General features: G+C 72.4%; 10 protein-coding genes and 1 riboswitch. Of the genes, 3 read left to right on the forward strand and 7 right to left on the reverse strand.

Annotation, left to right across the window (positions count from 1 at the left end; all coding sequences use genetic code 11):
* The first annotated feature begins 279 nt into the window (after nt 1–279).
* Nucleotides 280–1,779, forward strand: coding sequence for a S8 family peptidase (locus ACL06G_RS14120; RefSeq protein ID WP_412786122.1), 1,500 nt, complete (start codon nt 280–282; stop codon nt 1,777–1,779).
* Between the two features lie 82 nt (nt 1,780–1,861).
* Here ACL06G_RS14120 and ACL06G_RS14125 read toward each other — a convergent pair whose 3' ends face one another.
* The gene (locus ACL06G_RS14125; protein WP_412786123.1) at nt 1,862–2,110 is read right to left on the reverse strand and encodes an SCO4226 family nickel-binding protein; all 249 of its coding nucleotides are present in this window, start codon (nt 2,108–2,110) and stop codon (nt 1,862–1,864) included.
* A gap of 603 nt (nt 2,111–2,713) precedes the next feature.
* Nucleotides 2,714–2,896: riboswitch (cyclic di-AMP (ydaO/yuaA leader) on the forward strand.
* Between the two features lie 4 nt (nt 2,897–2,900).
* On the opposite strand from ACL06G_RS14125, the gene ACL06G_RS14130 reads away from it, so the two are divergent.
* Nucleotides 2,901–3,656 (forward strand): transglycosylase SLT domain-containing protein, encoded by a 756-nt coding sequence (locus ACL06G_RS14130; protein WP_412786124.1) that lies wholly within the window; start codon nt 2,901–2,903, stop codon nt 3,654–3,656.
* A gap of 131 nt (nt 3,657–3,787) precedes the next feature.
* Here ACL06G_RS14130 and ACL06G_RS14135 read toward each other — a convergent pair whose 3' ends face one another.
* The 5 genes from ACL06G_RS14135 to ACL06G_RS14155 all read right to left on the reverse strand — a co-directional run bounded on the left by ACL06G_RS14135 (nt 3,788) and on the right by ACL06G_RS14155 (nt 10,654).
* Nucleotides 3,788–4,951 (reverse strand): XdhC family protein, encoded by a 1,164-nt coding sequence (locus tag ACL06G_RS14135; protein WP_412786125.1) that lies wholly within the window; start codon nt 4,949–4,951, stop codon nt 3,788–3,790.
* Nucleotides 4,952–4,981: 30 nt separating this feature from the next.
* Nucleotides 4,982–6,463: an NCS2 family permease gene (locus ACL06G_RS14140; RefSeq protein ID WP_412786126.1), complete on the reverse strand. Its 1,482-nt coding sequence runs from the start codon at nt 6,461–6,463 to the stop codon at nt 4,982–4,984.
* A gap of 299 nt (nt 6,464–6,762) precedes the next feature.
* A complete protein-coding gene (pucD, locus tag ACL06G_RS14145; RefSeq protein WP_412835967.1) occupies nt 6,763–9,162 on the reverse strand; it encodes a xanthine dehydrogenase subunit D in 2,400 nt (799 codons plus the stop codon).
* A 5-nt stretch (nt 9,163–9,167) separates the two neighbouring features.
* Entirely contained in the window at nt 9,168–9,764 is a 597-nt protein-coding gene (locus ACL06G_RS14150; RefSeq protein WP_412786128.1) for a (2Fe-2S)-binding protein, read from the reverse strand.
* A complete protein-coding gene (locus ACL06G_RS14155) occupies nt 9,755–10,654 on the reverse strand; it encodes an FAD binding domain-containing protein (RefSeq protein WP_412835968.1) in 900 nt (299 codons plus the stop codon). Before ACL06G_RS14155 ends, ACL06G_RS14150 begins: the two co-directional genes overlap by 10 nt.
* Before the next feature lie 268 nt (nt 10,655–10,922).
* Between ACL06G_RS14155 and ACL06G_RS14160 the strand changes: the two genes are divergently transcribed.
* Nucleotides 10,923–12,593: a PucR family transcriptional regulator gene (locus ACL06G_RS14160; protein ID WP_412835969.1), complete on the forward strand. Its 1,671-nt coding sequence runs from the start codon at nt 10,923–10,925 to the stop codon at nt 12,591–12,593.
* A 29-nt stretch (nt 12,594–12,622) separates the two neighbouring features.
* On the opposite strand, the gene ACL06G_RS14165 is transcribed toward ACL06G_RS14160, so the two are convergent.
* Complete coding sequence (locus ACL06G_RS14165; RefSeq protein WP_412786131.1) at nt 12,623–13,576, reverse strand: class I SAM-dependent methyltransferase; 954 nt, start codon at nt 13,574–13,576, stop codon at nt 12,623–12,625.
* Between the last annotated feature and the right edge of the window lie 23 nt (nt 13,577–13,599).

Raw genomic sequence — 13,599 nt, forward strand, 5'->3', positions numbered from 1 at the left:
TGCGACGGCGGACACGGAACCCGAACAACCGGCACGGTGTGGACACATGGGGTCGCAACACTCCCCTCATTCCGCCAGGAACGCCCCTTGTACCGAGTCGATCAACGGGAGAGGCTGGCGGCCACCCCCCGTCTGTCGCCGATTTCCCGCTCTCACCAGCAGTAACCGCCGGTAGTAGGGGGGCCTGCCGACGTGGGGTCCGCCGCGCACCACGTGCGGGGACCTCCACAGCCGGACTCTGTCCGAGCAACCGGTCAACCGAAAGGTACAGGTGCCTGCATGAGAGCAACTGCTCGACGCCTGGGGACCGTTCTCAGCGCCGCGACACTCGCGGTCGGGCTGCCGCTCGCCGGCGGGACGGCACATGCCGCTCCCGCGCCCGGGCCCCTCGACGTCGACCTTCGCCTGGCCCCGGAGGCCACGGCGATATCCGACAGCTGGATCGTGGTCCTCAACGACGGTTCGTCGTCCTCCCCTGCACTGGCAGAATCGCTTCTGCGGCCGTCGGACGGCAGCCTGAGCACGGTCTACGACTCTGCTGTCGACGGCTTCTCCGCACGGATGGACAAGGCCGGAGCCCGCAGGCTCGCGGCCGACCCGCGAGTCGCCTACGTCGAGCAGGACTCGACGATCACCGTCGCCGACGGTGGGGCGCAGCAGTCCGACTCCCTCCTCGGAACCGAGGGCGACGGCGGTCTTCTCGACGGCCTCGTCACCGGCTCGCCGGAAACCGCCGAGCCGGCGGCACCCGGAGACGCCGAAGGAGCGGACGGCGCTGGAGACGACCCGGAACCTCCGGCAACTCCCGTGCTGGAGGACGTGGAGAAGGCGATCGGGGAACTCGCCCCCGGTGACGAGGAGAAGGACGAGGACGAGCAGAAGGGAGACACCCCGAAGAAGCCCGCGAAGGACGACGGGCAGTCCGCCCGGACCGTGCAGCAGGATCCGCCGTCCTGGGGCCTGGACCGGGTCGACCAGCGCCAACTGCCGCTCGACGGGAGCTACGGCTACGACACCGGCGGCGCGGGCGTGACCACGTACGTCATCGACACCGGGGTCCGGACGTCGCATCCGGACTTCGGCGGCCGCGCCCGGAGCGGGTACGACTTCGTCGACGACGACGCGGTGGCGAACGACTGCCACGGCCACGGCACGCACGTCGCCGGCACGGTCGGCGGCTCGCAGTACGGCGTCGCCAAGGACACCGACATCGTCGGGGTCCGGGTGCTGGACTGCGCCGGTTCGGGCAGCACCTCGCAGGTCGTGGCGGGGATCGACTGGGTCACCGAGCACGCGGCCAAGCCGGCGGTGGCGAACATGAGTCTCGGTGGGGGTGTCGACGGAGTCCTCGACGACGCCGTCGAGCGGTCCATCGACTCGGGCGTGACGTACGCGATCGCCGCCGGCAACGGCAACATCCTCGGTTGGCCGCAGGACGCCTGCGACTCCAGCCCGGCGCGGGTGCCGGCGGCGATCACCGTCGGCGCCACCGACCGGGAGGACCAGCGCGCCTCGTTCTCCAACTACGGGACGTGCGTCGACCTGTTCGCACCGGGCGTGGACATCGTCTCGGCGTGGAACGACGGCGGGAGCGACACGCTCAGCGGCACCTCGATGGCGACCCCGCACGTCACAGGCGCCGCAGCGCTGTATCTGTCGCAGCACCCCTCCGCGGGGCCTGCGCAGGTGCGGGACGCCGTGGTGGACAACGGGACGGCCGGTGTGGTGGGCGACCCCCGCACCGGGTCGCCGAACGTGCTGCTGTACTCGCTGTTCTGAGCCAGGACGGCGACGTCCGATCGCCCCGTCGCGGCCGGTGGGCCGCGGCGGGGCGATGCCGTGCGAGGGGCGGTGCGGCCGCTCAGACGGACAGCGGCACCTCGTGGATCTGTGCGGCGGGGTGGCCGGTGCGCTCGTGGACGCGCTGCACCGCCTCGCGGGAGGGTGCCTCGGACAGGCAGTAGACGACTCCGGCGTCGGGGTCGGCCCAGGCCCGCTCGAAGTGCACGTTCTCCTCACCCTCGATCGCCAGGTCCGCCTGGTGGGCTTCCCTGAGCTGGTCGGCGGTGATCCCCTTCATCCCTTCGTGGACGTCCATGAACCTGGCCATGACGATGCACCTCCGAATTCGTGCGTGCCCTTCCATCGTGCTCCCGGACACCGGCGCACGGCCACTGCCACGGCCCGGCACCGGAACAGAGGACTGTCTCGGGACACCCGGCCGCAGCACTGGGCGACCGTCCGCTCACCCGGCGCGAGCGATCCGGATCAGGCGCGCGCGGACTCGCACACCGAAAATCAACCAAAGGCCGCAGGGCGGACATGCCGGCCCTCGGTGGTCGCGCCCGGCATCCGACGTACCACCGGACACCAACACGCGGAAATAATCGGACATACGACGCACACTGCGGCCCTGTGGCTGGACTCACACGACCCGGTACCGCTTCTTCGGGAACCGAGGAGACCCGCGCCACCTTGATTCTCAATTCCCTTTGCACGCAGACCGCTTAGGAATCGGAAGCACAGAGCCCCTCTCACGCTCGGAAAAGACGCCGTTGCATAGCGTCCACAAGTTCCCCCGCCGGAAGATCGGAAAGGCGAAACAGGGCATTCCCGCCGCTTGTCTCCGTCAATTCGGCTGTGTTCCTATGTGCTCGCTTCCGCACGACATGGCGGGAGCTCCGCACCCGGAACGCCGAATCCTGCCGGCCGGTGGCGGAAAGCGCAGCAATCAACAGCGGCAGGAGCGGGGGAACCAGGTAAGCGCCGTACCGCACTGCGGTCCGGCTTGGGGTGAAGCCATGCCTCGTCACGCCCACGCGGGACGGGAATTGGCCGGGCACTTCTTCTCGCCCGAATCCGACAGCTCACCTCGCAGGCGTAAGAGAGGAATCACGCCCATGTCCCGTGGACGCCACCGTCGCCCGCGTATCCAGATCAACTCCCGTCAGCTTTCCCGCCTTTCCGCCGTGCTTGTGGCAGGCGGGGCGCTCGCCGCGCCCCTCGCCGCTGCGGGCACCGCGCAGGCCGCCCCGCAGGGCGCCCAGCACGCCGCTGCGGCCGGCACCGTGAAGACCTCCGCCAAGGCCGAGCAGCAGGCCGCGGAGACCTACACCGTCGCCAGCGGCGACACCCTCTTCCGGATCGCCGAGGCCCACGAGGTCGACGGCGGCTGGCAGAGCCTCTACAAGGCCAACAAGGAAACGGTCGGCGACAACCCCGACCTGATCTTCCCCGGCCAGGAACTGACCCTCGAGGCCGCGCCGGCCCCGAAGAAGCAGGGCGGGGACGAGCAGTCCTCCGCCTCCACGGCGAGCGCCGACCAGGCCTCCTACCCGGACAACCTGGACGGCTGGATCCGCGAGGCGCTGTCCATCATGCAGGAGAACGGCATCCCGGGTACCTACGAGGGCATCCACCGCAACATCATGCGCGAGTCCAGCGGTGACCCGAGCGCCATCAACAACTGGGACATCAACGCCCAGAACGGTACGCCCTCCATCGGGCTGCTGCAGGTCATCAAGCCGACCTTCGACGCCTACCACGTCGACGGCACGGCCTGGGACCAGTACGACCCGGTCGCCAACATCGTGGCCGCCTGCAACTACGCGGCGGACCGCTACGGATCGATCGACAACGTCAACGGCCCCTACTGAGCGGACGCCGCAGACGACACCGGGCTCAGGCCGCTTCCCCGTCCCGGCGGGGAAGCGGCCCGAGTCGTTCCCGGGCGCCCTCGCAGGCGTCCTCCCGGCCGTCGGCACACCGGCACACCGGCCGGCGCGATTCAGTCCGGCAGGGCGGACGAGCCGCCCGCGTCACCGTCGTGGTGAAGGGGCATGCGGCCGCCGGTCAGCGGCCGGCCGGATCCGCCGCGGCGCGACGCCACCACCTCCGCCGCGATGGACAGCGCCACCTCCTCCGGCGTCCGTGCCCCCAGGTCGAGCCCGATCGGCGAGTGCAGACGGGCGAGTTCGGCCTCCGTCAACCCTGCCTCCCGCAACCGCGCGAGACGGTCGGCATGGGTGCGGCGCGACCCCATCGCTCCGACGTACGCCACGGGCAGCCGGAGCGCACGCTCCAGCAACGGCACGTCGAACTTCGGATCGTGGGTGAGGACGCACACCACGGTGCGCTCGTCGACGGCAGTCCGGTCCAGGTAGTCGTGCGGCCAGCCGACGACGACCTCGTGGGCCTCCGGGAAGCGTTCCGTCGTGGCGAACACCGGCCGGGCGTCGCAGACCGTGACGTGATGGCCGAGGAACCGGCCCGTCCGCACCAGTGCGGCGGCGAAGTCGACCGCGCCGAACACCAGCATCCGGGGCGGCTCGACGCTGGACTCCACCAGGAGCCTGACCGGCTCGCCGCACCGGCTGCCCTCTGCCCCGACCTCGAAGGTGCCGGTGCGTCCCGCCTCCAGCATCGCCCGTGCCTCGGCCGCCGCGGTGCGGTCCAGTTCCGGCGGGCCGCCCAGGGAGCCCGAGCGGGCGGCGCCGCGCGGCGTGCTGCCGTCCGGCCGCACCAGCAGCGCGCCGCCCAGGAGTTCGGGCGGCCCCGCCACCGCGCGGACGAGGGCCGCTGACTCCCTGCGCGCGCCTGCCGCGAGCGCCTGGGCGATCACCGCGCGGTGCGGGGCGCCGGCCCGTACGGGCGTCACGAGGACTTCGATGGCGCCGCCGCAGGTGAGGCCCACGGCGAGCCCCTCGCCGTCGCTGTAGCCGAAGCGCTCCGTGACGGTTCTCCCGTCCCGGAGCGCCTCGGTGCACAGCGCGTGGACCGCGCCCTCGACGCAGCCGCCGGACACACTGCCCACCGCGGTGCCGTCGGTGTCGACAGCGAGGGCCGCGCCGGGAAGGCGGGGCGCGCTGCCGCTGACGGCCATCACGGTGGCCACGGCGAAGTCACGGCCGTCGGCGCACCACTCCTGCAGGTGGGCGGCGATGTCCAGCATGGTCGGTGAACTCCTTCGGAGAATCGGGCGCTATCCCACGCCCAGCAGACCCTCGATCGGGCCGAGCGCGAAGTAGACGAGGAAGACCAGGGCCAGTACCCACATCAGCCACCCGGGCTCGCGCCACCGGCCCTGCCCGGCCCGGATGAGGACGTGGGAGAGGACTCCGGCGGCGATACCCGCCGTGATGGAGTAGGTGAAGGGCATCAGGACCGTGGTGAGGAACACCGGGATCGAGGTCGCCGGATCGTTCCAGTCGATGTGCTGGGCGTTGGTCATCATCATGGCGCCGATGACGACGAGCGCGGCAGCGGCCACCTGGGTGGGGATCACCTGTGCCAGCGGGGTGAAGAAGAGGCACAGGGTGAAGCCCAGGCCGGTGACCACGCTGGCCAAGCCCGTGCGGGCACCGTCGCCGACCCCGGCCGTGGACTCCACGAACACCGTCTGGCCGGAGGCGCCGGCGACACCGCCGACGACCCCTCCCGCGCCGTCGATGGCCAGCGCCCTGCTGAGTCCCGGCATCGCACCGTCGCGGTCCACCAAGTCGGCCTGCTGGCCGATGCCGATGATGGTTCCCATGGCGTCGAAGAAGCCCGCCAGCACGAGGGTGAAGACAATGATGCCGACGGTGAGGGCACCGACGTCGGCGATGCCGGAGAACGAGACCGCGCCGAACAGTCCGAAGTCGGGGACGCCGACCAGGGAGCCGCTGATCTCGGGAGCGTTGAGCCCGCCCCAGTCGTCGGCGGTGAGACCCGCGGCCGCGTGCACCGTGGCGGCGAAGAGCGTTCCCCCGACGATGCCGATGAGGATCGCGCCGGGCACGCGCCGCACCTGCAGCAGGAAGATCAGCATCACGGTGACGGCGAAGCACAGCACCGGCCAGCCGGCGAGCTGGTCGTCCACGCCCAGCTGGACCGGCTTGGCGCCGGCGACACCTCCGGGGCCGCCCATGCCGGTGACGAAACCGGCCTGGACCAGTCCGATGAGGCAGACGAACAGCCCGATGCCCATGGTGATGGCGTGCTTCATCGCCCTCGGGATGGCGTTCATGATCAGCTCACGCAGACCGGTGACGACCAGCAGAATGATCACTGCGCCGTAGATGACACACATGCCCATGGCGTTGCCCCAGGTCATCTGGGGCGCCACCTGGAAGGCCACCACGGCGGAGACGCTGAGCCCCGCCGCGAGCGCCAGGGGGACGTTGCCGAGGATCCCCATCGCCAGGGTCGTCACCGCGGCGGCGAACGCTGTGGCGGTGGTGAGCTGCGCGGGGTCCAGGTGCGCCCCGGTGGCATCCGCGCCGGAGAGGATCACGGGGTTGAGGAGGAGGATGTACGCCATCGCCATGAAGGTGGTGGCGCCGCCACGCACCTCCCGGGCGAGCGTGGAACCTCTGTCGGATATGCGGAAGTACCGGTCGAGGCGTGAGGAAGCGGCCGAGGACGGCGACGCGCCTCCCGCCTCCTCGAAGGGTGCGGTCGGCTCCGGTTGCGGCTGGGTCATGGTGTGCTGTCTCCCAAGGTTCACAGGGGCACCCGTCACCGGGCGCGCGAAGGGCGCGGCGCGGCACGGGATTTGGGATGGGCACGACGTGGGGGACGGCCCTCGCCGTTCCGCTCCACGGGGGGAGCCGTGGGGCGCGGGGCGGAGCGGCCGCACACGGCGTCGGTGCGCTGCGGCGGCCGTCCCGGTTCCCGCGCCCCGGTGCCCCGCTGCGGCGGAGAGCGGATCCATCGCAGCGGGGGACGGCCGGGGAGGCCGGGTTGCGCCGGGGCGCGGGGACACCGTGTCGAACGGGTCGGTCAGGTGCCGGTGAGGTGTTCGGGCCGGACGGGTACGCGGGCCAGCTCCCTGCCCGTCGCGGCGCGGATCGCCGCGAGCACCGCCGGCGTCGACGACAGCGTGGGTGCCTCGCCCACGCCGCGCAGGCCGTAGGGCGCGTGGTCGTCGGCCATCTCCAGGACGTCGACCGGAATGGTCGGTGTGTCGAGGATGGTGGGGATCAGATAGTCGGTGAACGACGGGTTGCGCACCCTGCCGTCCTCACCGACCAGGATCTCCTCCATCACCGCGAGACCCAGGCCCTGGGTCGTGCCGCCCTGGATCTGGCCCACCACCGACTGCGGGTTGAGCGCCTTGCCGACGTCCTGCGCGCACGCCAGCTCGACCACCTTGACCAGGCCCAGTTCGGTGTCCACCTCGACCACGGCACGGTGCGCGGCGAAGGAGTACTGGACGTGGCCGAAGCCCTGACCGGTTCTCAGGTCGAAGGCCTCGGTGGGGCGGTGGCGCCATTCGCTCTCGATGTCGACCACCTCGTCCTGGAGGACGTCCACGAGCGACGCGAGCACCTCGCCGCCGTCCGTGACGACCTTGCCGCCCTCCAGCAGCAGTTCCGCGGTGGCCCACGCCGGGTGGTAAGTGCCGAACCGGGCCCGCCCGATCTCCAGGACCTTCTCACGCACCATCTCGCACGCGTTCCTGACCGCGCCACCGGTCACGTAGGTCTGCCGGGAGGCGGAGGTGGAGCCCGCCGAGCCGACCTGCGTGTCGGCGGGGTGGATGGTCACGTCGGTGACGCCCAGCTCGGTACGCGCGATCTGCGCGTGCACCGTGACACCGCCCTGGCCCACCTCCGCCATGGCCGTGTGCACCATCGCCACCGGCTTCCCGCCGGCGACCTCCAGCCGCACCCGGGCGGTGGAATAGTCGTCGAACCCCTCGGAGAAGCCGACGTTCTTGATGCCGACGGCGTACCCGACACCGCGCACGACGCCCTCGCCGTGGGTGGTGTTGGAGAGTCCGCCGGGAAGGGCCCGGACGTCGACGGTGGCACCGCCCATTGCCGCACCGTCGGCGAGCTCCCACTGCCGTTCGGGCGGCATCGGCATGGCCTTCACCCGCCGCAGGATCTCCGCGACGGGCGCCGGGGAGTCGACCTCCTGGCCGGTGGGCATGATCGTGCCCTGCGACATGGCGTTGCGCTGCCGGAACTCGACGGGATCCATGCCGAGTGCCGCGGCGACCTTGTCCATCTGCGCCTCGTAGGCGAAGCAGGCCTGGACCGCTCCGAAGCCGCGCATCGCCCCGCAGGGCGGATTGTTGGTGTACAGGGCGAGCGCCTCGATGTCGACGTGGTCCACCACGTAGGGCCCGACCGAGAGGGACGAGGCGTTGCCGACGACGGCGGGCGAGGAGGAGGCGTACGCGCCGCCGTCGAGCACGATCCGGCACGTCATGTGGGTGATCCGGCCGTCGCTGGTCGCGCCGTGCTCGTACCGCAGCTTCGCCGGGTGGCGGTGGACGTGCCCGAAGAAGGACTCGAAGCGGTTGTAGACCACCTTGACCGGTTTGCCGGTGCGCAGGGCCAGCAGGCAGGCGTGGATCTGCATCGACAGGTCCTCGCGCCCGCCGAAGGCGCCGCCGACGCCGGAGAGGGTCATCCGCACCTTGTCCTCCGGCAGCCCCAGGACGGGCGCGATCTGCCGCAGGTCGGCGTGGAGCCACTGGGTGGCGACGTACAGGTCGACGCCACCGTCCTCGGCGGGCACCGCGAGACCGGACTCGGGACCGAGGAAGGCCTGGTCCTGCATGCCGACCTCGTACTCGCCGGTGACGACGACGTCGGCCCGGGCGCGGGCCGCCTCGACATCGCCCCGGACGATGGGCTGGCGGTGCACGATGTTCGGGTGCGGCACGTGCGGGGCGTGGTGGTCGTCCCGGCCGGGATGGAGCAGCGGCGCGTCCTCGGCGAGTGCCGAGGCCTCGTCGTGGACGACGGGCAGCTCCGCGTAGTCGACCTTGATCTTGGCGGCGGCGCGGCGCGCCGTCTCCGGGTGGTCGGCGGCGACGAGCGCCACCGGCTCCCCGTGGTGCCGTACCCGGCCGTGTGCCAGGACGGGGGTGTCCTGGATCTCCAGGCCGTAGTTCTTCACCTCGGTGGGCAGATCGTCGTGGGTGAGGACGGCGTACACCCCGGCCTGCCGCAGCGCCTCCGAGGTGTCGACGGACCGGATCTCCGCGTGGGCGTGCGGGCTGCGCAGGGTGTAGCCCCACAGCATGTCCTCGTGCCACATGTCCGAGGAGTAGGCGAACTCGCCGGTGACCTTGAGCGTTCCGTCGGGCCGGAGCGTGGACTCGCCGATGCCTCCGGCCGTCCGGCTTCCCTGGCTGAGGGGGGTGGGGGTGCGTGTGACTCCCATGTCCGTCAGACCCCCGTTCCGGTGGTTCCGGTTGTGCCGCGGGCAGCGGCGAGACGCACCGCGTCGAGGATCTTCTCGTAGCCGGTGCAGCGGCACAGGTTGCCCGACAGTGCCTCGCGGATGTCGGCGTCGGAGGGCTCCGGGGTGCGTTCGATCAGCTCGTCGGCGGCGACGAGGAGTCCGGGGGTGCAGAAACCGCACTGCACCGCGCCCGCGTCGATGAACGCCTGCTGGACGCCGGACAGTTCGGACGGCTCCTGGGCACGGGAGCCGTCGGGACGGGCCTGCCAGCGCTGCGCCGCGTCGAGCGAGGTGCCGTGGGCACCGGAGGTCGGGGCGCCGGCGGCGCGCCGCCGGGCGCGGTCCGCGAGTCCCTCGACGGTGACCACGTCGCGGCCCTCGACCTGACCGGCGGCCACCAGGCAGGCGCAGACCGGCTCGTCGTCGAGCCGCACGGTGCAGGACCCGCACTCTCCCTGCTCGCAGGCGTTCTTGGAGCCGGGCAGGCCGAGTCGCTCACGCAGCACGTAGAGCAGCGACTCGCCCTCCCAGACGTCGTCGGCCGTCTGCGGGCGGCCGTTGACGGTGAACGTCACGCGCACTGTGCGCCTCCTTCGGTGGTGCTGCGGCCCGAGCGGTAGGACTCCCAGGTCCAGCCGAGCGTGCGGCGGGCCATGATGCCGACGGCCCGCCGCCGGTAGCGGGCGCTGCCGCGCACGTCGTCGATGGGGTTGCAGGCTCCGGACGCGAGTTCGGCGAACTGGCGGGCGATCGCGGGCGGCAGGGTGCTGCCGCTGTCCCAGAAGCCGCCCTCCTCCAGCGCGGCGTTGAGGAAGTCCTCCGCCGCGCGGGCACGGACAGGGGTGGGCGCGGCCGAGCCGATGCCGGTCCTGACGGTGCGGGTGTCGGGGTGCAGGGCCAGGCCGAACGCGCAGACCGCGATGACCATGGCGTTCCGTGTCCCGACCTTCGAGAACTGCTGGGGTCCGGCCGCGCGCTTGATGTGCACGGCCCGGATCAGTTCGTCCTCGGCGAGTGCGTGGCGTTTGACGCCGGTGAAGAACTCCTCCACAGGGATCCGCCGGGTGCCGCGCACCGATGCGGCCTCCACCTCGGCACCCGCCGCGAGCAGCGCGGGGTGGGAGTCGCCGGCGGGCGAGGCGGCGCCGAGGTTGCCGCCGACGCTGCCCCGGTTGCGGATCTGGGGCGACCCGACGGTGTGGCCGGCCAGTGCGAGACCCGGCAGTTCGTCCCGGAGGTGCTCGATGATGCGGGTGTACGGCACGGAGGCTCCGAGGCGCACGCTGTCCGCGCCGGTCTCCCACTCGTACAGATCGGCGATGCGGTTCAGGTCGAGCAGGTACTCGGGCCGGCGGTGGTCGAAGTTCAGCTCGACCATCACGTCGGTGCCGCCCGCGATGGGGACAGCCGTGGGGTGCTCGGCCTTCGCGGCGAGCGCCTCCTCCCAGCTGGCGGGGCGCAGGAACTCCATGCGTGATCTCTTCTCGGGTCGCTTGCGCGGCGTTGCCGACCGCCCCCGGGGAGCGGCTCCGGGGCGGGGTGCATCGTTCGTCCGTTGTTGTGTTCCAGTACATCGAGCCGGGTGGGTGAGGGTGCAGTCACCGAAACCATGAACCGGCTGGCCGCCGGGACGAACGGTCTTGTAGATTCGAACAAGAGCCGGATGCCCCGCTGCGCTGCGTGACCTCCTTCTCGCTCTCGGTCCTTCACCTCCATCATCCGACGAAACGGCGGACGACATGCGGCTGCGCGCACTCCTGGAGACCGGTTCACTCGGTCTGCGTCTGCTGTGGGGCGAGGGAGAGCTCGACCGCACGCTGCGCGGAGTGATGACGACGGACCTGCGGGACCCGAGCCGGTACCTGTCGGGCGGCGAGGTGGTGCTGACCGGTCTCGCCTGGCGGCGGACCCCCGAGGACTCCGAACCGTTCGTGCGGATCCTGGCCGGGGCCTCGGTGGCCGCGCTGGCAGCCGGCGAGGCGGAGCTGGGGTCCGTACCGGAGGATCTGGTCGCCGCGTGCGAGCGGCACCGGTTGCCGCTCTTCGCCGTGGACGAGGACGTCTCCTTCGCGACGATCACCGAGCACGTGGTGCGCCAGGTCTCGGCCGGACGCGCGGGGGATCTCGCGGCGGTCGTCGAGCGGCACCGGAGGCTGATGTCGACCGGTCCCGCCGGTGGCGGTCCCGACGCGGTCCTGGAGCTCCTCACCTCGGATCTGGACCTCCGGGCCTGGGTGCTGTCCTCGACGGGGCGGCAGGTCGCGTCCTCCTCCCCGCGCGACGGGGACGCCCTGGACCCCGGGGTGCGCGCACACCTGACGGGCGAGCACCTGACGGCCGTGGGTGCGGGACGGCGCGGACCGCACCGGGTGCGCGTGGGCGGAGTCGGCTACGCGCTGTTCCGGGTGGGCGGGGGCCCGGCCGGGGATTCCGGCGCGGACCGGCGGAGTGCCGCGCTGTCGGGCTGGCTGCTCGCGGTCGAGGCGGACACCGGTGACTGGCCGTCGGAGCGTCTCCGGCTGCTGGAGGGTGTCACGCAGCTGATCGCGGTGGAACGGGACCGGCGCGACGCGGAGCGCGCGGTGCGGCGTCGCCTCGCGCAGGAGGTACTGGAACTGGTGCAGGCCGGCGCGTCACCGGCGGAGCTCGGCGCCCGGCTGCGGGTGGCAGCGCCGGTGCTGCTGCCGGGGCTGGAGACGGCGCCTCGCTGGCAGGTCGTCACGGCGACAGTGGAATGGGGCGGTGACGGCGCGGCCGGGAGCGGCCGTGCCACCCAGGCGCTGCTGGAGGAGCTGCTGGTCGGCCGGGAGGCGTCCTCGCCGGAGGCGGGCGACCGGATCGCCGTCGCGCACACGCGGGACGAGGCCGTGGCGCTGGTGCCGCTGGCCGCGGGCGAGGAGGCCGGCGCTTCCGAGGAGCTCCGCGCCGAGGCGCTGCTGGAGGACGTGCGCGGGCCGATGGAGCGCGGGCTGGGAGAGGACGGACGCCTGACGCTGGGGGTGAGTGCGGCGGTCGGCTCGGCGGAGGGGCTGCACGGGGCGCTGGAGGAGGCACGGCACGCACGGCGGGTCGCCGCGGCCCGGCCGGGCACGGTGTGCGCGGCCGGGCACGCGGAACTCGCCTCGCACGTGCTGCTGCTGCCGTTCGTCCCGGACGACGTGCGGCGGGCGTTCACGGCGCGGCTGCTGGATCCGCTGCGCGACTACGACCGGCGGCACCGCGCCGACCTGGTGCACACCCTGGAGTCGTTCCTCGCCGCGGACGGCTCGTGGACCCGGTGCGCCTCCCGGCTCCACCTGCACGTCAACACCCTGCGCTACCGGGTGGGCCGCATCGAGCAGTTGACCGGCCGGGACCTGTCCCGGCTGGAGGACAAGCTGGACTTCTTCCTCGCGCTCCGCATGCGCTGACGGGCGGCCGGCCCGGTGGTGGCGCCTCGTCAGCCGGGGATGCGGCCGGCGTGGACCGTGGTGGCGTTGAGGAGGAAAGCGTCGGGCCGCCGCAGGATGCCCTCGTCGGCGTCGCGGTCCACGAGCAGCTCCAGGGTGGCCCGGTCCTCGGCGTCGAGGCTCTCTCCGAGCCGGTCGCGCAGGCGCGTCAGGTGGCTGTGCAGATGTGCGCGTGCCGCGGCGTGCAGCGGGGCGGGGTGTTCGGTGAGGAAGGTGCGCGTTCCGGCGGGCGTGACACCCGCTGCGGCAAGCAGCGCCGGCCAGTCCTCCACCACGGCGACGTGCCCCGGGAGCTCCGCCCTCATCTGTGCGAAGACGTCCTCGTGCGCGGCGTCGAGGCGGGCCTGGAGGCCGGGGCGGCCGATGCCGATGTCGCGCGGCAGGAAGCGTTGCGGCAGTCCTCGTTCGACGACGGCGAGTACACCGCCGGGGCGGAGGAGGCGCCCCAGGTCCCGCAGGGCCGCCTGCTGGTCCCCGAGGTGGTGCACGGCCTGACTGCTCCAGATCAGGTCGGCCGCGCCCAGCGCTGCGACGCCGTCCGGGAGCTCGGCCTGCCGGGTGGTGACCCGATCCGCCAGTCCCAGTTCCGCCGCACGCGCCCCGGCCCGTTCCAGCAGCGGAGCCGACGCGTCGACGGCGACGGCCTCCGCACCGGGGAAGGTGCGTGCGAGCACGCAGGTGGCGACGCCGGGCCCGCTGCCCACGTCCAGCAGGCGCCGGACCGCCGCTCCCGGTTCGCCCGCGCCGTCCTGGAGCAGGCCGGCCAGCCACCCGGCGGCCTGCTCCAGGAAGGGGGACAGCAACTCGGCTTCCCGCACGAGGTGGTCGGCCATCGCGTCCCAGTCGGGTTCGTGGCCCTCGTGCACGCCACCGTGGCCGTGGGCGTGTCCCGCGTGGCGGGAGAAGGGCCCCTCTGCGTGCGGCGGGGTGTGGGGTGCGGTCATGGCGCTCCTTGCCGGGAGGGTTG

The organism is Streptomyces callyspongiae (assembly GCF_047200695.1).
Lineage (GTDB): Bacteria > Actinomycetota > Actinomycetes > Streptomycetales > Streptomycetaceae > Streptomyces.